Origin of the sequence: Terriglobus roseus DSM 18391, from assembly GCF_000265425.1 — a bacterium.
Lineage (GTDB): Bacteria > Acidobacteriota > Terriglobia > Terriglobales > Acidobacteriaceae > Terriglobus > Terriglobus roseus.
In genome coordinates, this window is sequence record NC_018014.1 from 4,817,347 (window position 1) to 4,836,906 (window position 19,560).

A 19,560-nucleotide genomic window follows, 5' to 3' on the forward strand; every position below is an offset into this window, starting at 1 on the left:
CACAAAACCCACCAGGAAGCCCGGCTTTAGCCGCTGAGGTCAGCTTCTTTCGAATTCCGTGCGGAACCTGTCAAGCCCCAGAACAATCTATCCCTAACAAAGCAAAGGAAATAAAGTTGGCGGGTAATTAAGTCGAACTCGCTACAATTGAGATAGGCCTCACCCCGCGCACACGGCATAACGCAAGGCCCGGCGCCGCTAAGTCCTTTGGAATCTAATTTTTGCCCGTAACTCCAATGGAATCTAATTTTTAGCGACACCCCTCCAGCTAAGTCCTTTGTTTTCTAATTTTTGGAAAATTCGGGGGGGGGACCCGACCCACTCCACCCCGCCAACAAGACACAGCCGGAATTCGATCCGGTCGCGAAGTCACCCGCGAGGCATCCCCGAGGGTGGCTGTCCGGCGTCCAAGCAATGAATGCCGATTCCAGCTCCCGCAATCACCACGACCGATGTCGCACGCTTCCCCCAGATCAAGTCGAAGGACCTGAACGGCCACGCGGTGACGCTGCCGCAGGACCTCCCGGGCGAGCGCAGCGTCGTCATCCTTGGCTGGCAGCGAGACCAGCAACCCAGCATCGAAAGCTGGGCAAAGGCCATGGCACCCTCAGCCGGCGCAGCCTGGCTAAGCGTCCCCGTCATCGACACCTCGAACCACTTCCTCCGCATGATCATCAGCAGCAGCATGCGCCACGGCATTCCCAACCACGCCTGGTGGCCCCACATCGTAGCCCTCTACACCCGAAAAGCAGACTTCAACCGAACCGTCGGAGTAGCCGACGAGGCAAAGGTCCAGGCGCTGGTAGTAGACCGAGCCGGCAACATCCTGGAGCGAGTAGTGGGCGACTACACCGAAGCAGGCGCAGACCGCCTAAGAGCAGCCCTCCGCTAGACCATCGGCTCCAACACCACCGCCGGCTCCAGGGCCACCTGCTCCTGCAAAGCTTCGCTACCCTTACGAACACGCATGGCCGTTAGGCGAGAAAGAGAACGGAAATGCCATTGTTTGCCATTTTTTGATGACGTAAAGTGGAAAATTGGTGCCATCGAAATGACAAGCATCGCAACAAACATCAGCGCAGCTGGCAAAAATAGGAAAATCATCGGGAGCTCCTAAGCAGAAAAGTGGAAAGCTAACCCGCGGCTCATGCAAAATGTTTTTTGATTGCATACAACTTCGTCGGATATGAATGCAACCGATTGCATGCTCTTGGCCAAATGTGCGAACGGCAACGTTTATTAACAAGAAGCGTTTTCCCAGAGTTTTAAGCTCCTTCCTCAGCATTCCTTAGTTCGCTGCAGGTCGCCTGGTCTCCCTCGATTCGCAACTATTTCTCGCCAAGTGCGCTGCATAACTATGCGCACGGCCGCATACTTACACATTAAGCCATTCTGAATGTGCGATTTACAGGGAATTCACTGGACTTTGGCGACGCTGCCGGGGAGACTGAACACGTAAGTCAAAGGCTTTGTTATGTTCCACAAAAATGCAGCAAACTCCATCCGCAACAACTTCTCTGACGGTCCTCGTCTCGTCTCCAGCACAACGAACGTAGAAAAGTGCACAGCTTCGGCAATGCCGGAGTTGGTGGCGATCGCATCGCGCCGCTGCTCGTCCTTCTTTGCCGAGGCGGCGGTGTTGGTGCTGGTCTTCGGCATACTGGACTTCTTCCTGCAGCGCGGCCACATGGATCTGGGTTGGGTCGCGGGCGCGCTCGGCATCAGCGTGGCTCTGCTGGCCGCCAGCGTCGCCACGGACTTCGGTGCCCGCCGCTGGCTTGGAGCGCATCCCTAGCGTTCCCAGCGACCACGATGACTGAGCGGGGCGTGGGGCGGTAGAATCGCAGCTATGAGCGACGAGACACCGAAACCGCCCGCGGCACCCGCGAAGATCAAGATTGGCGGCCTTAGCCCCAAGGCGCAGAAACTGCAGGCGCTACGTGACAAGGCTGCCGGCGTGACCGCAGCAAAGGCCCACAGCGCGAACCCCAACTTTGCCTTCAAGGGTAAGGACGCTTTCGCAGGCACCAAGAAGTCCAACTTCCAGCGCAAGGCCACCTAAGAGGCTTGCGCCTTTGCCGCCGTGCGCTTTCAGTAGCGCTTTATCACTGTGTGGTTGCGGCGCAGGTACCAACAGGGTGACATCACTCCCCGATCTGTCAGCATAGGCAACACGCTGCGCGGACAGGCGAGCGTGATGTCGCCGTCGAAGTAGTACTCCTCACGATCACGCTTGAGCGTAGCAATGCTCACGCTGGTTACGGCGACCTCGTCCATGCCGTTGCCGCGAGCGATGCGGACGCGCCACACGGCCCAGTCCGCTGCGTAGAACAGCACTGGCAGCAACAGCAGACCTGCGATGATGCGAATCACGATGCGAGCCATGCCTGTTCCCCAGTCGTAGTTTGCATTGTAGAGAGCAGATTGTGCGGCGCGCCGGCGGCGGTGCGTGCATCGAACGTAGCGTGTCCACGCCTGCCCACACTTCAGCCGCCCCGACCACTCACGAACCTTTTGATTTCGCCGAGTCTGCCGCGCTGGAGATGCAGCGGGAGGGATTCGATCTGTCGCCGGTTGAGGGCAGCGATGCGCAGCTTGCCGCGATCATTGCCGGCCACGTCGACGGGGCCGCAGACCATCGTGAGGATCTTCGGTCGCTCTCGTGGTCGTCAATCGACAACGACAGTTCGCGCGACCTGGACCAGGTGGAGTGGGCGGAGACCATCCCCGGCACTGGCGCGATACGCGTTCGCGTCGGCATTGCCGATGTAGCCGCGACGGTCGCACAGGGTTCGCCCATCGACCTGTTCGCGCAGCGACAGTCACAAACTGTGTACACGGCCGTGCGCAACTTTCCAATGCTTCCCTTCGCGTTATCGACCGGCCTTACGAGTCTGAACCCGGCAGAGGATCGGAACGCGCTGGTCGCGGAATTTGTCGTTGCGCCGGATGGCGGCGTTACCGATCGTCGGCTCTTCGCGGCGAGCGTCCACAACAATGCGCAGCTTGCTTACAGCCACGTTGGGCCGTGGCTGAACGGTGATGAGCATAGCGCGGATTCGGTGCTGAACGCCGCGCCTGCAGTGCAGTTGCAAGTGCGTCTGCAGGATGAAGCGGCGCAACGACTGCGCGCGCATCGGCAGGCGGCCGGCGCGCTGGATTTTCGGCGGGCAGAAGCAATGCCGGTCGTCGCGGATGGCAAAGTGATGTCGCTGGAGAGTGCGGTTCACAACCGCGCGATGGACATGATTGAAGACCTCATGATCGCGGCGAATGAGACGGTCGCAACGGCGCTGTCTGCGGCCAGGCGCAGCGGGTTGCGGCGCGTGGTCAAGAACCCCGAGCGCTGGCAGCGCATCGTGGACCTGGTGCACACGGCGACCGCGAACCTGCCGCAGCCAGTGACGTTGCCCGCTCAGCCCGATGCAAAGGCACTGAACGAATTTCTCTGCGCGGAGCGTGATCGCAATCCCGATCACTATCCGGACCTGGCGCTGGCCATCATCAAGCTGATGGGTGCAGGCGAGTATGTGCTGGCGCGGGGCGATGATCCGGACCCGCCGGGCCACTTTGCGCTGGCCGCGCAGGACTATGCGCATTCGACCGCGCCGAATCGACGGTTTGCGGATCTGGTAACGCAGCGAGTGGTGCATGCGATGCTGGCCAACGCACCGGCGCCCTACACCGATGACGAACTGGCCGCCATCGCACTGCATTGCAATGAGCGCGACAAGGCTGCACGCAAGGTGGAACGAGCCATGCTAAAGCGTGCGCAGGCGCAGGCCTTGAGTCACAGCATCGGACATCACTATAAGGCAATCGTTACGGGCGCAGGACCGAAAGGGATTTTCGTGCGTGTGCTGCAGCCGCCGGTCGAGGGCATGCTGGTACACGGCGGCGCGGGGCTGGATGTGGGCGATCGCGTCAACGTGACGCTGGTGCATACCGACGCGGCGAAGGCCTTCATCGACTTCGCACGCGTGTAACTAGTGGCCCATAGAAAAGCGGAGACGATCGTCGCTCTTCTTCTTGTCCTCTCGCTCCCACACGATGGCCATCACGGTCAGGACCGCAGTGAGTGCGGCAACGACTGCGCTGGCGAGCGATAGGGTCCGATAGCCGAAACCGTGCGTGAGCACCACCGCTCCCAGCGCTGCTCCTAGAGCGTTGCCAAGATTGAAGGCGCCCTGGTTCAGCGTAGAGGCGAGGTTTTGCGCACCGCGCGCCTGATCGACCACGCGCGTTTGCAGTGGCGCTCCAACGGCGAAGTGCAGCATTCCCCATAGCGCAATGACGAACAGCATGGGAATGATGCGCTCTTCCGCCAAGGGCATCAGCAAGAAGAGCACAGTCAGAACCACGAATCCAACAGCCACAGCCCGGAAACCCTGCGAGTCCGCCATGACGCCGCCGAGAAGGTTCCCGACCGTGATCGCGACGCCGAAGAGGACAAGCACACCGGTAACACCGTGCGGCGTAATGTGTGTCACGACTTCGAGGATGGGCGTGATGTAGGTGAGTACGCAGAACATCGCGGCGGAAGACATGGTGCTGATGAGCAGCGTGGTCAGGACCCCGCGGCGCATCACAGACCTGAGTTCGTTCTTGAGGTGGACCGGCTCAGAGTGCTGGTGCGGAACGAGCGCCCACACGCCTGCCCCAGCAAGGATGCCGATAGGAACGATAGCCCAGAAGGCCGCTCGCCAACCGAAGGCCTGCCCCAGCGCGGTGCCGGCGGGCACGCCGAGGACGTTGGCCAGTGTCAGACCGCTGAACATGATGGCGACGGCGCGTGCTCGCTGCTCGCGTGGCACCACGTTCGCCGCGACGATGCTGCCGATGCCGAAGAAGGATCCATGCGAGAGTGCCGTGCAGATGCGCGCGAGCAACAGAAGATGGAAGTTGGGCGCAAGCGCGCAGGCCGCGTTGCCCACGATGAAGATACTCATCAGAAAGATCAGCGCGCGTTTGCGGTCGACCTTCGCCAGCGCAAGCACCAGCAGCGGCGATCCAATGGTCACAGCCAGCGCATAGGCGCTGACGAGCGTGCCCGCCTTCGGAATGCTGACGGCAAAGTCCCGCGCCAGGTCCGGCAGCAGGCCCATGATGATGAACTCTGTTGTGCCAATGCCGAAGGCGGCAATGGCGAGTGCGAGCAGCGGCTTACGCATACTTTAGTGCACGCATGTGGTGCAGGCGCGGCAGAAGGTGTGATTCATCCGGTGCGCCGCAATCATGAGGGAGCTACCCAGGATAGTGATGGCGACCTCGCAAAGATGCGATGGCAAGGCGTCTCCGAACCAGGCTCCGAAGAAGATGCAGGCGAGTCCGAGGGCCATGAGCACCAGGATGCGCGTGCGGCCATGCACACGGAATCCGCGGATGAGAGCGATACCGCCGGCAGCCGCTACCAGCGTAGCCAGCGTCCGGTGAACGCCCTCCTCGCCCGGCAGCAGATGCGCAAACACCGCGGAAGCCGAGACGAGGATGGGCGTCGCGATGCAGTGCACCACGCACATCGCAGACATCCAGATGCCGATGCGATCTGCCAGCGAGGGCTGCTGCACTGCCGCTTGAATCTTAGCCGTCATGCGTCAGGCACTCGCTGTCGCGGGCAGGATCTCTTCCACGTCGACCCACTGCGTCGGATAATTGCCGGTGTAGCAGGCGGTGCAGTAGCCCACGGGCTTTGCGTCGCCGGTAGTGCAGCTATGCACCACGCCTTCGAGAGATAGGTAGGCTAACGAATCCGCTTCAATAAACTGGCGGATCTGCTCGATGGAGTTGTTCGCTGCGATCAGGTCACGTGTGCTTGGCGTGTCGACGCCGTAAAAGCAGGGCGAAATCGTCGGCGGGCAGGAGATGCGCATGTGCACTTCCTTGGCGCCGGCTGCACGCACCATGCGTACAATCTTGCGCGAGGTCGTGCCGCGGATGATCGAGTCATCGATCAGGATGACGCGCTTGCCTTCCAGCAGTGCTCGTACCGGGTTCAGTTTCATACGCACGCCGAAGTCGCGCACGCGCTGCTCCGGCTGGATGAACGTGCGGCCCACGTAGTGATTGCGGATAAGTCCAAAGTTGAACGGGATGCCGCTTTCGCTGGCGTAGCCGATGGCAGCGGTCACACCGCTGTCCGGCACGGGCACGATCACGTCGGCGGGTACGCCGGACTCGCGGGCGAGCGTGCGGCCCATCTCATCGCGGCTCTTCTGCACCCAACGGCCGAAAATCTTCGAATCGGGCCGCGCAAAGTAAACGTGCTCAAAGATGCAGCTCGCCTGCTGGACTTCGCGATTGAAGTAACGCGAGGTAACGCCGTCTTCGCTGACCATGACAAGTTCGCCCGGCTCAACGTCACGCTCGTATTTGGCGTGCAGCAGATCGAAGGCGCAGGTCTCTGACGCGAAGACGAAGGTGTCGGGCATGCCATCCACACCGGGAATGCGGCCCATGGACAAAGGACGGAACCCATGCGGATCGCGCGCCGCGAAGATGCGGTTGCGCGTCATCATGACGATAGAAAACGCGCCATCTACTTGGCCGAGCGAATCGGCGATGCAGTCGACCAGCGTCGTGTGCTTGGAATGCGCGATGAGCTGGACAATGATCTCGGTATCGCTCGTGGTCTGGAAGATCGCGCCATCGCGCTCAAGCCGTTCGCGTGCCGTGCCCAGGTTCACTAGATTGCCGTTGTGCGCAATCGCAATGAGGCCCTTGGTCGACTCCACCTTGATGGGCTGCGCATTCAGCAGCGCGGAATCACCGGTCGTGGAGTAGCGTGTGTGGCCAATGGCAAGATTGCCCGGCAGCTTCGCCAGCACGGGATCGGTAAAGATCTCGCTGACAAGACCCATGCCCTTCAGGTCATGAATGTCTTCGCCGTCGGCAGCGGCAATGCCGCCGGATTCCTGGCCGCGATGCTGCAGCGAGTACAGCCCCCAGTACGTGAGACGCGCTGCGTCGGGATGGTTGTAAATCGCCATCACACCGCATTCTTCGCGCAGTTTGTCGAAGTGGTCGTCGGCTTCGTTGTCTTCGAGTTCGATTGCGTCAGTCACTTGCAGGGGAGTCAACTCCAGTTCATCGATCATGCGAGCACCAGTTCTGCCGCAAGTTGTTCTTCCAGCGAGCCGGTCCAGGCTGCTGCAAGTTCCGATGTGCTCGCATCGATGACGGATTCACCATCGAGCACAATCTCCACGCGATCCGCGATGACCTCGCCCAGCGGCGCAAGGAAGACGCCCGGGATTCCAGCAATCACCGCACGCGCCTCTTCCATCTTGGCGGGATCGAGTGTGGCGATGACAGACGAGCCAATCTCACTGAAGAGACGCTCGATGAACATCGAGCGATCCTTGCCGACCTTCATCTCAACACGGACACCGAGGCTCTTCGGGAAGGCGCCGCGAGCGAAGGCAGTCACACAGCCACCGTCTGAAAGATCTGCCGCGCTGCGCAGCAATCGCTTGTCTGCAAGAGCGATCAGAGCCTTGTGCAGCGCAGCTTCCTCGTTCAGATCGAGTACCGGCGGTGCGCCCCACATCTCACCCAGGACAGCCTGCGCGTATGCCGACGATCCAAGATCCTGCTGCCACTGGCGGCCTGCTCCGCGGAAGGCGGAGAGGAAAACGACGGTGTCGCCAACCTTCTGAAACGCATTCGGTACGGCCTTGCTGGCGTCATCAAGGATGCCGACGATACCAATCACGGGTGTCGGGTAGATCCCCTCGCCCTTCGTCTCGTTGTAGAGCGAGACGTTGCCGCCGGTGATGGGCGTGCCTAGCGCAGTGCAGGCGTCGCTGATGCCGTCGATAGCGTTCGATAGCTGCGCCATGATTTCCGGCTTCATGGGGTTGCCGAAGTTCAGGCAGTTGGTGGCCGAGACGGGTGTTGCGCCAGTGCAGGCGACCTTGCGTGCAGCCTCAGAGACTGCGTGCATCGCACCCAGCTTTGGGTCGAGATAGCACCAGCGACCGTTGCCGGCCAGCGCCATGGCAAGGCCGCGTTCTGGCTTGCCGTCAGCGCCTGTGCCCTTGATGCGGATCACGCCTGCCTCAGAGCCAGGGCCTTGGACGGTGTTGGTCTGCACCATGCTGTCGTACTGCTCGAAGATGTGGCGCTTGTCGCAGATGTTCGAACTGGCCAGCAGCTTCTTCAGGTCGGCGGTGTAATCACGCGGCTTCTTCAGTTCGTCCAGCACCCATGCGGGCGGATCGAGCGAGACCGGCGCCTTCCAGGTGCCGACGGGACGGTGATAGACCGGTGCGTCATCCGTCAGCGATTCATTGCTGAGGTCAGCAACCAGTTCCCCACCTTGGCGAACCTTCATGCGGTTCTCCGGGATCACCGTGCCAATAACAGCAGAGTCGAGTCCCCACTTGTCGAAGACATCGAGAATTTCCTGCTCACGGCCGGCGTGCGCCACCAGCAGCATGCGCTCCTGCGACTCGCTCAGCATGATCTCGTAGCTCGTCATGCCGCTGTCGCGCTGCGGCACCTTGTCGAGCTCGATCTCCAGGCCGACACCGCCGCGTCCGCCCATCTCGCAGGTGGAGCAGGTCAGGCCAGCCGCACCCATGTCCTGAATGCCGCTGACTGCGCCCGTCTTCATCGCTTCCAGGCAGGCTTCCAGCAGCAGCTTTTCCAGGAACGGATCGCCCATCTGGACATTCGGGCGCTTCTGTTCGGAGCCTTCGGTGAACTCCTCGGAGGCCATCGTTGCGCCATGGATACCATCGCGGCCCGTCTTTGCGCCGACGTAGATCACGGGATTGCCGACGCCGGTGGCCTTGGCATAGAAGATTTCGTCGTGGCGAACCAGGCCGAGCGCGAAGGCGTTCAGCAGCGGATTGCCGCTGTAACAGGCCTCAAAGCGCGTCTCGCCACCAACGTTGGGCACGCCAAAGCAGTTGCCGTAACCGGCCACGCCGTGGACGACGCCTTCCATCACGCTGCGGTTCTTCTCGTAATCGATAGATTCCGGTGCGAGCGTGTCATCGTCCAGATCCGGCATGCCCTCCGCAGCGGTCAGGCCCAGCGGGCCGAAACGCAGCGAATCCATCACGGCCATCGGACGTGCGCCCATGGTGAAGATGTCGCGCAGAATGCCGCCAACGCCAGTCGCCGCGCCCTGGTAAGGCTCGATGTACGAAGGGTGGTTGTGGGATTCGATCTTGAAGGCGCAGGCCCAGCCTTCCCCCACGTCGATGATGCCGGCGTTCTCGCCAGGCCCCTGCATCACGGCGCCGGGACCGCTCGTGCGGGTGCCTTTGGTGGGCAGACGCTTCAGGTGCACGCGGCTGCTCTTGTAGCTGCAGTGCTCGCTCCACATGACGGAGTAGATACCCAGCTCCGTCAGCGACGGCGTGCGGCCCATCGTTGCCAGGATCTTGGCGTATTCCTCGTCTGTGATGTTGTGCGTCTTAAGCAGCGCAGGCGTGACGGTGCAGGGCTTCGGCACGTCGTGAGAGATTGCGGCGGATGAGGTCGCGACCTCTGCCTCTTTTGGGATGGCTGTGGGCTGGCTCACGCATCTAGTGTCGCATGGCCATCGAATTAGGTTGGTCGAAAACCGGTGCACAACCACAGCAGCCCGCCGCTTCCGGAACGCATCGGAAGGCTTATGTCCTCGTCCCGCAAGAGCATCTACGCCGCCATTGCTGCAAACGTCGCCATTGCGGCCGCCAAGACGGTGGGCTTCGTCTTCACCGGATCGTCCTCCATGCTGTCCGAGGCGATCCACTCTGCCGTGGACTGCGGCAACGGCGCACTGCTGCTGGTCGGCCTCAACCAGAGCGCCAAACCTGCGGACGAGACGCACCCCTTCGGCTACGGCAAGGAACTCTACTTCTGGTCCCTGATCGTCGCGGTGCTGGTCTTTGTGCTGGGCGGCGGCGTTTCGCTGTGGGAAGGTTTCGAACACGCACGGCATCCCGTGCCGCCATCCAGCCCGGTCTGGAACTACGCAATCCTCGGCTTTGCCTTCCTATTCGAGGGCTACGCCCTGATCGTCAGCGTGCGCGAATTCAAGCAATCGCACCAGGGCACCGGCCTCATCGCTGCCATTCACGCCAGCAAGGACCCCAGCGCCTTCACCGTCATCTTTGAAGACGCCGCCGCGACACTCGGCCTTGTCGCGGCATTCATTGGCGTGTGGCTCAGCAACAGCTTCGGCTGGCACCGCGCGGATGGCATCGCCTCCATGGTGATCGGTGCCCTGCTGGTGACGGTCGCAATCCTCTTAATCGCAGAATGCAAGGCGCTCATCGTAGGCGAAGGTGCGGACCGCGATACGCTACGGGCGATCCGGGCGATTGCAAAAGCCGACCCGGACGTAACATCCGTCGGCCTGCCGCTGACCATGTACTTCGGCCCGCACAACGCCTTGCTCACCATGAATGTGCAGTTTCGCGACGGTCTGGAAGGCGACGCCATGTACACAGTGGTCTGCCGCATCGAGTCCATCATCCAGCAGCGCTACCCCGACATCAAGCAGATCTACCTGGAAGCCGGCTCAATGAGGACATCCTCCGAGCGCTTTCCTACGTCCTCTGCGAACTAGCGCCAGCCAGTAACGTCCGTCCCGCCAAAGACGCGGTCGCGACGCAGCATACCGGTAAAGAACATGTACGGATGCACCAGTTCCAGTGCACTCACTTCGTTCAACTTCGCCATTTGGTCCGACGTCAGCGTCACGGCGAGCGAGGCGATGTTGTCCTCCAACTGCTCCACCTTCGTCGCGCCAAGGATCAGCGACGTGATGCCCGGCTGTGCGGCAGCCCACGCAAGTGCTACCTGCGCCATCGGCTTTCCGACTTCCTCAGCCACATCGCGCAAGGCGTCCAACGTCTTCCAGTTGCGCTCTGTGTACTTCTGGAACGCAGGATTATTACCGCCGGCCAGCAGTGCCAGCCGACCATCGCCACTGCCCTTACCGTCATCGCCGCGCTTGTACTTGCCTGCGAGAAAGCCGCTGGCCAGCGGACTCCACGGCGTGATGCCCATACCGAACTCACGGGCGCAGTCCACGTGCTCACGCTCGATGGTTCGCTCGGTTAACGAGTACTCCAACTGCAGCGCAATCGGTCCCGGCACATTGTGCGCCTGCGCCAGTGTCGCAACCTTCGCCGCGTACCAGGCGGGCACATCGCTGAAGCCGAAGTAACGAATTTTCCCAGCGCGCACCAGGTCGCCCAGTGACTGCAGCACCTCTTCCGCAGGCGTAACACCGTCCCACGCGTGCATCCAGTACAGGTCGATGAAGTCCGTCTTCAGCCGGCGCAGCGATGCGTCCAGCGCCCGGTACAGGTTCTTCCGGCCATTCGCGCTGCCATTGGGATTGCCTGCCTGCTCCCCGGCAGACATGGTGAACTTGGTAGCCAGTACGACCTTGTCGCGCAGCTTGCGTTTGGCAATGTAACCCGCCAGCAGCTCTTCGCTACGCCCAACGGCATAGGCATCGGCCGTATCGATGAAGTTGCCGCCCGCATCGATGTACGCGTTGAAGATCGCCTCGGAGACATCATCGGCCGATCCCCAGCGAGGCGTGCCCATCGTCATGGTGCCAAGGCAAAGCGGCGAAACGATCAGGCCAGACCGGCCAAGCGAGCGGAAATCCGTAAGCTTCATACGCCGCATTCTAAGCGCATCGCTTTGCAGAAGACGTGCGCCTAATTGTGCCCAGTAGAACCAAAGCCGCCTTCGCCGCGATGGGTCGCATCCAGGTCGTCAACCTCTTCAAACCTCGCTTCAATCTTCCGCACCATGCGTAGTTGCGCAATGCGGTCCCCGGCGTTCAGCGCGATGGGCGCGTCCGTGATGTTGATGAGGACGACCTTGATCTCGCCGCGATAGCCGGGATCGATGACACCCGCAAGCGTGGTGATGCCTTTCACGGCAAGACCGCTGCGATCCTCAATCAGCGCGCCGTACTCCGCGGGGAAAGCCATGGCGATGCCGGTGGGCACCAGCGCCGTCTTGTGCGGCTCAATGTAGGCGCCGGCGACGCTGTACAGGTCCGCCGCCAGGTCGCCGAAGGGACCTGTGTGCGCGTACTTGGGCAGCTTTGCTTCCGGGTGAAGACGTTTTACGGGGACGTACGGTTCCATCCGTCCAGAATACCGGCTCGCTACTCTGGCGGCATCTCATTCCACCGCTTGATCACACGCACGCCACGATCGACACCCAGCACGCTGATGCTTGCCGTCGACAACAGCAGGTGTTCGCCGAAGACGCCCTCCTTGATCAGGAACATACCCGCAAGCACGCGAAAGACGTGCGCATGCGCGATCAGGGCGCAGCGGCCGCCGTTGTCCATGCAGCGTTCAATGACGCGCTCCGTGCGAGCCTCAACCTGCGCAAGCGTTTCACCACCCGGATTCTCACTGCGCCACACGTTCCAGGTGGGATCGGTCTCACGCACCTGCGCTGTGGTCACGCCTTCGTGAATGCCGTAGTTCCACTCCTGCAGATCTTCATCGATCTCCGCACGATGATGAACGCCAGCAAGTTCCGCAGTTACGGTAGCGCGCTGACGCGGGCTGGTCAGGACCAGATCGAAGTCCACCTTGCCCAGAACGGGTTGCAGACGCTTGGCCTGCTCGACCCCGAACGGAGTCAGCGGCAGATCGGTGAAGCTGGTGTGCTGGCCGCTCTTCGACCACTCAGTTTCGCCGTGGCGGATGAGCCACAGCTCGGGGGTTCTCTCACTCATGTGTTGTCTCTGTCCCGTTCTTCTAGCGGTGTGCGATGACGTCGATGGCAACGCGACTATCGCGTGGCAGAACGGCGGCAACGGTGGTGCGGGCCGGTGGATTGGCGCCGAAACGGCCGACATACAGCTCGTTTAGCGCATCCCAGTCGTCAATGTTCCGCAGATAAACCGTCACCTTCAGCACCTGCTCCATGCTGGATCCGGCGTTGATCAATTCCTTCTCGATCTGATCCAGCACATGCTTCGTGCAGCTGCGAATGTCCATGGGGTCCGGCGCATTCCACGACGTCTTGCCCGCGACAAACACCAGATCTCCAAAGGCCACGGCCGGCGTGTAAACGGCGGCGTTCGGAAAAGGGTTCGTCGCGCTGAAATACTCCCGCTTGGGGCTGCTCTCGTTCGACATACTTCGATTCTCTCGCCGGACGAGCCGCACGTCTATCGCACGGCTCCTTCCTCGGCATTAGAGATACGCGACGACGTCGATCTCAACCAGGCTCTCCCGCGGAATGATGGCCGCCACCGTGGTGCGTGCGGGAGGCTCCTTCGCAAAGGTCGCGGCAAACACCTCATTCATCGCGGCATAGTCGTCAATGTTGCGCAGGAACACCTGAACCTTCAGCACGTTATCCATCGAAGAGCCCGCGTTCTTCAACTCCTTCGCCACCTCATCCAGCGCGTACTTTGTGCAGACGCGGATGTCCTTCGGATCGGTCGCGTTGTAGCTCGCCTTACCCGAGACGAAGACAAGGTTTCCGTAGGCCACTGCGGGCGAATACGGCGGCTTTGGTGTTGCATTCGGGTTGGCCGCAAGCACCTTCTTGCGCAACGTCGCAGCAGCGCGAGCAAAGGGCGTAAAAGCGACCGCACCAAGGGCGGCGGCAGAGCTGGCAAGCGTGCGGCGTGTCATGGACATGGACTGTCCCTCCGGAAGAATCTACAACGTGCGCAGAGCGCGGTTGATCTGTACTGACTCCGATTGCAGCTTACCGATCATCGACTCGTCACCCCGGCGTTCGGCCTCTGCGAGCATCGACTTCAACTCACGCTGACGGCGCTCCAGACGCCGGCGCTCCAGCGTATGCAGCACGTTACCGACCTCGACCAGCATCATCGACGGGTCGCTGACCTGATCCTCGCTCAACAAACGCGCCAGCAGTTCACGGCTACGATCATCGGGCGCCACATCGAGTGGATTGCCCTCGACTGGAGCACCGGCCAGCGCCTCCATCAAATCCGCCGCGGCCATGCCCTCGAGCCATTCGGGATGCGCGGCCAGTTCGCTCGCCGCACGTTGCCGCGCCTTATCCGTCTCCGGCAGGACTAACGCACGCAGCAGAATCCGCTCCGTCTCATGCATCTGCTGTGCCGACGTGCTGCGAACACTCTCCAGCCGGTGTGTCGCTGCGTGCTGCAACTCCTGTCGCATCAACGACGAATCGATGCCGAGCTTCTGCGCCGCATCATCTACAAACTGCGTGCGCTGAATCGCGGATGGCAGGCGGCGAATGTGCGGCAGCAGAAAGTTCACCGCCTTTACCTTCGCCTCAGCCGTGCGCTGCGGGAAGAGCGCGCGCGCACGATCGACCAGATACTCCGCGTGCGGCTTCGCGGTCTTCAGCGCATCTGCGTAAGCAACGATGCCCTTCTCCTGCACAAAACGATCGGGATCGAGTCCGCCATCCAACGTAACGATGCGCACCTCGAACTCCGCTTCCGTTAACAAAGCTAATGACTTCTCCGCAGCATTCGCTCCGGCAGTATCTGGGTCGAAGTTAACGACGACCCGCTTCGTGAACCGCCCCAGCAGGCGCACCTGGTGCTCCGTAAAGGCCGTTCCACTGGTTGCTATCACCGGCTGAATGCCCGACGTAAACACGCGAATGCAGTCCATCTGTCCTTCCACCAGCAACGCATAGTCCTGCGTGCGAATGGCAGACTTCGCCTTATCAAGATTGAAGAGGACCTGGCCCTTCGTATACAGCGGCGTCTCGGGCGAATTCATGTACTTCGGCCCGCTTTTCTCGTCACTGTCCAGAGCACGCGCGGTGAAGGCAATCGTCTTGCCCGCCTCATTGCAGATGGGGAAGGTGATGCGCTTGCGAAATCGAGAGTACATGTTGCCGGTGGGACGGCCTTCGTCATTCTGTTCCTTGCTGCTGAACAGGCCGCTGGCGCGCATGGTCTCGTCGTTGAAATGCTTCCCCAACGCATCGCGCATATGGTTGAAGTCATCCGGCGCGTAGCCGATGCGGAACTGCGCAATCGTCTCCGATGTGATCGCGCGGCTGCTGATGTACTCACGCGCGCGCGCCGCCTCCGGTGACTGCAGCGCCTGCTGAAAGTACTGCGTCGCAGCCTCGTGGATGTCGATCAACTGCCGACGAAGGCCCGCCTGCGCCGCCTCTTCGGGCGAGTTCCACTCGCGCTTCGGCAGCGGGATACCGCTCTTCTGCGCAACCGCGCGGACCGCCTCCGGAAAACTGATGTTCTCAATCTTCTGCACGAAGGTGAAGACATCGCCCTTGGCGTGACAGCCGAAACAGTAAAAATAACTGTGCTGCACATTCACGCTGAACGACGGTGACTTCTCCTGGTGGAACGGACACAGACCGCTGAAGTTCTGCGCGCCACTCTTGCGCAGGCGCACGTACTCGCCGATCACCTTCACGATGTCGGTCGCCTGCTTCACGGTCTGTGCAAAGTTGTCAGCCACGGCTCACTGCAAGGGTAACAATCAATCGACGTCGGAAAAGCCGTAACGAATGGGAATAGAGAGGAAGGGCGCAGCTACAGCTGCGCCGATGCCTTCCCTTAAATGAGACCGGCTTTAGCCGCTGAGGTTAAGCTTTCTTGTAGCCGAGTAGATTTCCCGGCCTGAAACCCAACGTTCTCGCTCAATTCATTCGACTTCTACGCGGGAGTACGGTCACCATGGCTCGGCGGCTGGCTGGTAACAACCATCCGAACCGGCGCTCCACTACGGTTGAGCGCCTGGTGCGCCTGCCCGGGATGCACCTCAACGCCCTTGCCCGCTGCGATCACAAAGTCGTGATACTCAACCTCAAGGGTTAACTCGCCTTCCAGCACAAAGAAGAACTGCCGGGACCGTGCGTGGGCATGCCGTTCCTCCCTCGTCCCCGGTGGCATCAATTCCTCAATGACGCTCAGGGTCTCGGTCTTCACCAGGTGCCAGCCGTCGCAATCTGTGCCAGACGGTCCGCCCCACTTATAGTGCTCCGCGTTGGTGGTGTCGATGATCTTAGTCGGCATGAGTCCCCTCATCTCTCCCGAAGCCGTGGCATCAGGTCAACCAGATTGCATGGCGTGTTGCGACTATCCAGCAGCGGCAGTAGTAACTCATCCCACGCATCAACCACTGCGCCCGGCGAGCCGGGCAGAGCGAACAAGTAAGTGCCGGCAGCAACACCGGCGACTGCCCGGGATAACATCGCGCTCGGCCCGATCTTATGAAATGAGATCATCCGGAATAGCTCGGAAAATCCTTCGATCTGCTTCTCCAGCACACGGGCGAAGGCTTCCGGTGTCACATCACGACCAGTGATTCCCGTACCTCCGGTGCTGATAACGACGTCAATGGACGAGTCCTCGATCCATCGCTTCAGAAGCACTTCGATCACGTCCGCATCATCGCGTACCAGCTCCCGAACGGCCAGCGTATGACCCGCTTCCGTAATGCGCTGCACCAGAACATCACCGGAGCGATCTGTCGCCGCCGTGCGTGTGTCACTTACCGTAAGTGCCGCGATACGAACAGGCGTGAAGCTACGTTCGGGACTAAGTGCCATGAGTTCTTTCTATCTCAGAAATAAGTGAGGGCACCCGAAAACGGGTGCCCTCCTGTAAGTCAGCACAAATTACTGGTTGAAGTTCGGCTCGTGCTCATCCTCAGCACCGTAGCGGCGCAACAGGTTGGGCAAATTCTGTGAGAAGGCCGCGCGCGGCATCACCGAATCACAACCAGCCTCCACCGCCTTCGCCTTCAGGTCACCCTGCAGATGCGAGAGGAAGCCGACGATGGATGTGCCCTTCTTCAGCTTGCTCTTCAGCTTCGGAATCAACGTCAACGGCTTTGCAGCAACGTTATTCAGATCGAACACAATCAGCGACGGGTGCTCAGGATCGGGCAGTTCTGCCAGGTGCGCCACGATGTCCTTATCCGGCTTCATGAACGCAACCTTCACGCCCTGCTGACGCGCGGCTTCCTGGATCTTCGCGGTGAAAAACAGGTCTTCAATGAAGAAGTAGATGTGCGTTGGCGCGCCTTCTGGAATCGCCACTGCGCGATAGTTCGTCAGCAGCTCCGGCGGCATCCGGTCTTCATTGTGATGATTGTTATTCCGATGGTTGCTCGGACGGCGACCGCCGTTGCCGTGCAGCTCAATCGTGCTGGCCGGCACGTCGGCGTAGTTACCGTTCGCCTCGCGATAGCTGTGATCCATGGGGCCAACAAAGGCACGGGGACCACGGCTCTGCTGCTTGCGATTCCGGCCACGTGCGCCCATGGAGCTGGTGCTGCCCTGCACGCTGTTGCCGGGCTCGGGACGCGGCTGACCATCGCCACCACCGGCGCGACCGCCAAACTTCTTCTTCTTCCAGCGCTTGCCCTGGCTCTGCGCCTGGCCCTGCCCCTGCTGATTGTTCGCGTTCTGCTGGCGCGGACGCTGCTGCTGTCCGTTCGCAGGCTGCGGCTGACTGTTTTCTGCTGCCGCAACCGGAGCAGCGGCTTCGCCACCTTCAGCACTTGCGGCCGCCTGGGGAGCGGCGCCAGCTTCACCGCCGGGGCGGTTCTTGCGCTTACGACGACGGCGACGGCTCTTTCCCGGGGCCGCACTCTGTGATCCGTTGGTGGCGCCCTCCTCAGAATCGTGCGAGGGAGGCGGCGGAGGCGCAACGGAGACGTGCGACTCAGGAAGGTTCTGCTCTGCGTTCATGCTTCTTCTTTCTTCTCTTCAGGCCATTTGCGCAGGCACGCGCGGAAGGCCTTTTTTCTGGTCACGTCAGCAACCGCTTGTCGGGCGGGCGGCGAACGGCCGGCAGATTCGGGATGCGGTAAGAAGGGAGGTGCTCAAGCTCTCACTCGAAATCCGAGCGCACGCCAAAGGCTTTTCGTCTGGGCGGGCAATCTCTTGGTGCAGCGTGCTGCCTGGCCGGCATTCTTGCCGCGGGGCAGCGTGATCACTACGGAATTGCAGACCATGGTCGCCTTGGAACGGAGGGCCTGCAGAATGTGCCTGCGAGCCGGGTGCGATCCTCTGCGCCTCGATCCTCTTGTCTTCGCGCCAGGCATGACCAAACCCGGATCGGAAGGAATCAACTTTCTTTGTCGATGTCGTTCGGCCTGCAGGCTCTTTGAGCCACCGTTTTAGCGAGCGGTCGTTCGCGGCTATTGGCGAACCGTGCGTCAGCATCTTCGTCAGGCAATGCTGATGCTACTCCAGGTGCCGCTACCGGTCAAGCGGGCAGTTTTGCACAGAGACCGATGCACCCCAGCCCAACGCACTCCCCAAATGGAAAAACGGCCACCGCTGAAGTGGCCGTTCCTGTCCATAGTTCGAATGGCCTGTCACGGCCTCCTGAAATTGTCCTGCCCTCCGGTGAGTCCGCCGTCTGCTCAGTTCTGGCTCTTGGCCCGAATCTGGCGCGGTCTGCAACTCCCCGGCCTGGTTCTCTCGTACATTGGAACCGCTGAATCATGTCAGCAGCACCTATCCGCACGCTCTTCCCGCAATGCCTTATAGCAGTTCGCGTGCCAAAGCCATGAATCGCTGTTTTCACTGGAATTTGAGGTTTCCGCGCCTCCATCAAAACCGAAGATTCCAGATTTAATACAGGGCAATCTATAGAAAACCGTAGATTGAATCGCCTGGCGGAACGCCAGCAAAACCGGATCCCCACTGCGCCCTCTGCAAACTGCGATAATGAGTTGCGATGCGCATTACCCCTGCCGACCTTATTCCCGATCCTTTGCCGATTGCTGAAGTCATTCAGCCCGGCGCCATCGACTACGCCCCGGACGTCCGCCAGACCACTCCCCTGACTGTGAAAGGCGAGGCTGACCGGATCGAGGAGCATCGTGGCCCGAAGGATGTTGTGGAAGACATCCGCATACGGGCAAGCTTCGTCGGCGACTTCGAGCTCCTCTGCGCTCGCTGCCTCGAACCCATCTCCTATCACGCGGACCAGGATTTCGACCTGATCTTCCGGCCCTCCGGCGTCGACGCTGAGATGGGCGAACGTGCCATCAGTGAAGCGGAGACAGAAATCGGGTATTATGAAAAGAACGGCCTTCTCCTGGAGGACGTGGTGCGCGAGCAGGTGTTGCTTTCCCTGCCCGATCGCTCACTTTGCCGGGACGATTGCAAGGGTATTTGCGCACGCTGTGGCGGAAACCTGAATGAAACAGTCTGTAACTGTGTTGAGACGGAAGTCGACACACGGTGGGCTGGGCTTCAGGGATTCGGTGCGGCGGCCAAGTCCGAAAGCAAGTAACTCGACGCGCAGCCACTAAGCGCGGGAAGCCGATCAAGGTTTGAAGCACTCAGCTTTCGAACACGCGAACGATTTTTTGCGTGAACGGGAGTGATTGTGCTGATTTTTAGCGTTTCTGAAAGGTAATACGATGCCGAATCCCAAGCGTCGCCATTCCAAGCAGCGGACCGCCAAGCGCCGCTCGCACGACTTCCTCACTGTTCCCAACTCGGGTAACTGCCCCAACTGTGGCGAGCGCAAGCTGCCGCACCACGCCTGCCCCAAGTGCGGCGAGTACCGCGGCCGCGCCGTGGTTGCCGCTGCAACGAAGGAAGCGTAAAGAGTCGAATCCC

General features: G+C 60.9%; 22 protein-coding genes. 7 read left to right on the top strand and 15 right to left on the bottom strand.

Annotated features, from left to right (window positions below):
• Positions 1-418: 418 nt before the first annotated feature.
• Entirely contained in the window at positions 419-892 is a 474-nt protein-coding gene (locus TERRO_RS22460; RefSeq protein ID WP_014787519.1) for a hypothetical protein, read from the top strand.
• On the opposite strand, the gene TERRO_RS22465 is transcribed toward TERRO_RS22460, so the two are convergent.
• Positions 889-1,104 carry a hypothetical protein gene (locus TERRO_RS22465; RefSeq protein WP_014787520.1) on the bottom strand — a complete coding sequence of 72 codons (216 nt, stop codon included), beginning with the start codon at positions 1,102-1,104 and terminating at the stop codon, positions 889-891. The genes TERRO_RS22460 and TERRO_RS22465 overlap by 4 nt on opposite strands.
• Before the next feature lie 370 nt (positions 1,105-1,474).
• Here TERRO_RS22465 and TERRO_RS19935 point away from each other — a divergent pair, with 370 nt between their 5' ends.
• Positions 1,475-1,795, top strand: coding sequence for a hypothetical protein (locus TERRO_RS19935; protein ID WP_014787521.1), 321 nt, complete (start codon positions 1,475-1,477; stop codon positions 1,793-1,795).
• Between the two features lie 54 nt (positions 1,796-1,849).
• The gene (locus tag TERRO_RS19940) at positions 1,850-2,062 is read left to right on the top strand and encodes a hypothetical protein (RefSeq protein ID WP_014787522.1); all 213 of its coding nucleotides are present in this window, start codon (positions 1,850-1,852) and stop codon (positions 2,060-2,062) included.
• 29 nt (positions 2,063-2,091) lie between these two features.
• On the opposite strand, the gene TERRO_RS19945 is transcribed toward TERRO_RS19940, so the two are convergent.
• Complete coding sequence (locus TERRO_RS19945; protein WP_014787523.1) at positions 2,092-2,385, bottom strand: hypothetical protein; 294 nt, start codon at positions 2,383-2,385, stop codon at positions 2,092-2,094.
• A gap of 80 nt (positions 2,386-2,465) precedes the next feature.
• Here TERRO_RS19945 and TERRO_RS19950 point away from each other — a divergent pair, with 80 nt between their 5' ends.
• Entirely contained in the window at positions 2,466-3,986 is a 1,521-nt protein-coding gene (locus tag TERRO_RS19950) for an RNB domain-containing ribonuclease (protein ID WP_245536155.1), read from the top strand.
• On the opposite strand, the gene TERRO_RS19955 is transcribed toward TERRO_RS19950, so the two are convergent.
• From TERRO_RS19955 to purL, 4 genes are read right to left on the bottom strand one after another with little or no spacing between them, the layout of a single operon-like run.
• Entirely contained in the window at positions 3,987-5,171 is a 1,185-nt protein-coding gene (locus tag TERRO_RS19955; protein WP_014787525.1) for an MFS transporter, read from the bottom strand.
• Positions 5,172-5,174: 3 nt separating this feature from the next.
• Positions 5,175-5,591 (bottom strand): MerC domain-containing protein, encoded by a 417-nt coding sequence (locus tag TERRO_RS19960; RefSeq protein WP_014787526.1) that lies wholly within the window; start codon positions 5,589-5,591, stop codon positions 5,175-5,177.
• Positions 5,592-5,594: 3 nt separating this feature from the next.
• Complete coding sequence (gene purF / locus TERRO_RS19965; RefSeq protein WP_014787527.1) at positions 5,595-7,094, bottom strand: amidophosphoribosyltransferase; 1,500 nt, start codon at positions 7,092-7,094, stop codon at positions 5,595-5,597.
• Complete coding sequence (purL, locus tag TERRO_RS19970) at positions 7,091-9,532, bottom strand: phosphoribosylformylglycinamidine synthase subunit PurL (RefSeq protein ID WP_014787528.1); 2,442 nt, start codon at positions 9,530-9,532, stop codon at positions 7,091-7,093. Before purL ends, purF begins: the two co-directional genes overlap by 4 nt.
• A 93-nt stretch (positions 9,533-9,625) precedes the next feature.
• Between purL and TERRO_RS19975 the strand changes: the two genes are divergently transcribed.
• Complete coding sequence (locus tag TERRO_RS19975) at positions 9,626-10,564, top strand: cation diffusion facilitator family transporter (protein ID WP_014787529.1); 939 nt, start codon at positions 9,626-9,628, stop codon at positions 10,562-10,564.
• Here the strand turns inward: TERRO_RS19975 and TERRO_RS19980 are convergent.
• The 9 genes from TERRO_RS19980 to TERRO_RS20020 form a co-directional block, all read right to left on the bottom strand.
• Entirely contained in the window at positions 10,561-11,631 is a 1,071-nt protein-coding gene (locus TERRO_RS19980; RefSeq protein ID WP_014787530.1) for an aldo/keto reductase, read from the bottom strand. The genes TERRO_RS19975 and TERRO_RS19980 overlap by 4 nt on opposite strands.
• A 41-nt stretch (positions 11,632-11,672) precedes the next feature.
• Positions 11,673-12,110, bottom strand: coding sequence for a dUTP diphosphatase (dut, locus tag TERRO_RS19985; protein WP_014787531.1), 438 nt, complete (start codon positions 12,108-12,110; stop codon positions 11,673-11,675).
• Between the two features lie 20 nt (positions 12,111-12,130).
• Positions 12,131-12,715 (bottom strand): histidine phosphatase family protein, encoded by a 585-nt coding sequence (locus TERRO_RS19990; RefSeq protein ID WP_014787532.1) that lies wholly within the window; start codon positions 12,713-12,715, stop codon positions 12,131-12,133.
• A gap of 22 nt (positions 12,716-12,737) precedes the next feature.
• Positions 12,738-13,121, bottom strand: a complete 384-nt coding sequence (locus TERRO_RS19995) for a RidA family protein (RefSeq protein WP_014787533.1) — start codon at positions 13,119-13,121, stop codon at positions 12,738-12,740.
• 57 nt (positions 13,122-13,178) lie between these two features.
• On the bottom strand, positions 13,179-13,631 hold the full coding sequence (locus TERRO_RS20000; RefSeq protein WP_014787534.1) for a RidA family protein: 453 nt from the start codon (positions 13,629-13,631) through the stop codon (positions 13,179-13,181).
• Between the two features lie 21 nt (positions 13,632-13,652).
• On the bottom strand, positions 13,653-15,431 hold the full coding sequence (gene dnaG, locus TERRO_RS20005) for a DNA primase (RefSeq protein ID WP_014787535.1): 1,779 nt from the start codon (positions 15,429-15,431) through the stop codon (positions 13,653-13,655).
• A gap of 197 nt (positions 15,432-15,628) precedes the next feature.
• Entirely contained in the window at positions 15,629-15,988 is a 360-nt protein-coding gene (locus TERRO_RS20010; RefSeq protein ID WP_014787536.1) for a cupin domain-containing protein, read from the bottom strand.
• Positions 15,989-15,996: 8 nt separating this feature from the next.
• Positions 15,997-16,524 (bottom strand): molybdopterin-binding protein, encoded by a 528-nt coding sequence (locus TERRO_RS20015; RefSeq protein WP_014787537.1) that lies wholly within the window; start codon positions 16,522-16,524, stop codon positions 15,997-15,999.
• Positions 16,525-16,593: 69 nt separating this feature from the next.
• Positions 16,594-17,670 (bottom strand): hypothetical protein, encoded by a 1,077-nt coding sequence (locus TERRO_RS20020; protein WP_014787538.1) that lies wholly within the window; start codon positions 17,668-17,670, stop codon positions 16,594-16,596.
• Positions 17,671-18,667: 997 nt separating this feature from the next.
• Here TERRO_RS20020 and TERRO_RS20025 point away from each other — a divergent pair.
• Together TERRO_RS20025 and rpmF are read left to right on the top strand one after the other, a co-directional pair.
• Entirely contained in the window at positions 18,668-19,228 is a 561-nt protein-coding gene (locus TERRO_RS20025; RefSeq protein WP_014787539.1) for a YceD family protein, read from the top strand.
• A 130-nt stretch (positions 19,229-19,358) separates the two neighbouring features.
• Positions 19,359-19,547, top strand: a complete 189-nt coding sequence (rpmF, locus tag TERRO_RS20030) for a 50S ribosomal protein L32 (RefSeq protein ID WP_014787540.1) — start codon at positions 19,359-19,361, stop codon at positions 19,545-19,547.
• The last annotated feature ends 13 nt before the right edge of the window (positions 19,548-19,560 follow it).

Bases quoted from the DNA above. Each gene is read 5' to 3' on its own strand.
- TERRO_RS22460 (WP_014787519.1), top strand. From the start codon at position 419: ATGCCGATTCCAGCTCCCGCAATCACCACGACCGATGTCGCACGCTTC.
- TERRO_RS22465 (WP_014787520.1), bottom strand. From the start codon at position 1,104: ATGATTTTCCTATTTTTGCCAGCTGCGCTGATGTTTGTTGCGATGCTT.
- TERRO_RS19935 (WP_014787521.1), top strand. From the start codon at position 1,475: ATGTTCCACAAAAATGCAGCAAACTCCATCCGCAACAACTTCTCTGAC.
- TERRO_RS19940 (WP_014787522.1), top strand. From the start codon at position 1,850: ATGAGCGACGAGACACCGAAACCGCCCGCGGCACCCGCGAAGATCAAG.
- TERRO_RS19945 (WP_014787523.1), bottom strand. From the start codon at position 2,385: ATGGCTCGCATCGTGATTCGCATCATCGCAGGTCTGCTGTTGCTGCCA.
- TERRO_RS19955 (WP_014787525.1), bottom strand. From the start codon at position 5,171: ATGCGTAAGCCGCTGCTCGCACTCGCCATTGCCGCCTTCGGCATTGGC.
- TERRO_RS19960 (WP_014787526.1), bottom strand. From the start codon at position 5,591: ATGACGGCTAAGATTCAAGCGGCAGTGCAGCAGCCCTCGCTGGCAGAT.
- purF (WP_014787527.1), bottom strand. From the start codon at position 7,094: ATGATCGATGAACTGGAGTTGACTCCCCTGCAAGTGACTGACGCAATC.
- TERRO_RS19975 (WP_014787529.1), top strand. From the start codon at position 9,626: ATGTCCTCGTCCCGCAAGAGCATCTACGCCGCCATTGCTGCAAACGTC.
- TERRO_RS19980 (WP_014787530.1), bottom strand. From the start codon at position 11,631: ATGAAGCTTACGGATTTCCGCTCGCTTGGCCGGTCTGGCCTGATCGTT.
- dut (WP_014787531.1), bottom strand. From the start codon at position 12,110: ATGGAACCGTACGTCCCCGTAAAACGTCTTCACCCGGAAGCAAAGCTG.
- TERRO_RS19990 (WP_014787532.1), bottom strand. From the start codon at position 12,715: ATGAGTGAGAGAACCCCCGAGCTGTGGCTCATCCGCCACGGCGAAACT.
- TERRO_RS19995 (WP_014787533.1), bottom strand. From the start codon at position 13,121: ATGTCGAACGAGAGCAGCCCCAAGCGGGAGTATTTCAGCGCGACGAAC.
- TERRO_RS20000 (WP_014787534.1), bottom strand. From the start codon at position 13,631: ATGTCCATGACACGCCGCACGCTTGCCAGCTCTGCCGCCGCCCTTGGT.
- TERRO_RS20010 (WP_014787536.1), bottom strand. From the start codon at position 15,988: ATGCCGACTAAGATCATCGACACCACCAACGCGGAGCACTATAAGTGG.
- TERRO_RS20015 (WP_014787537.1), bottom strand. From the start codon at position 16,524: ATGGCACTTAGTCCCGAACGTAGCTTCACGCCTGTTCGTATCGCGGCA.
- TERRO_RS20020 (WP_014787538.1), bottom strand. From the start codon at position 17,670: ATGAACGCAGAGCAGAACCTTCCTGAGTCGCACGTCTCCGTTGCGCCT.
- TERRO_RS20025 (WP_014787539.1), top strand. From the start codon at position 18,668: ATGCGCATTACCCCTGCCGACCTTATTCCCGATCCTTTGCCGATTGCT.
- rpmF (WP_014787540.1), top strand. From the start codon at position 19,359: ATGCCGAATCCCAAGCGTCGCCATTCCAAGCAGCGGACCGCCAAGCGC.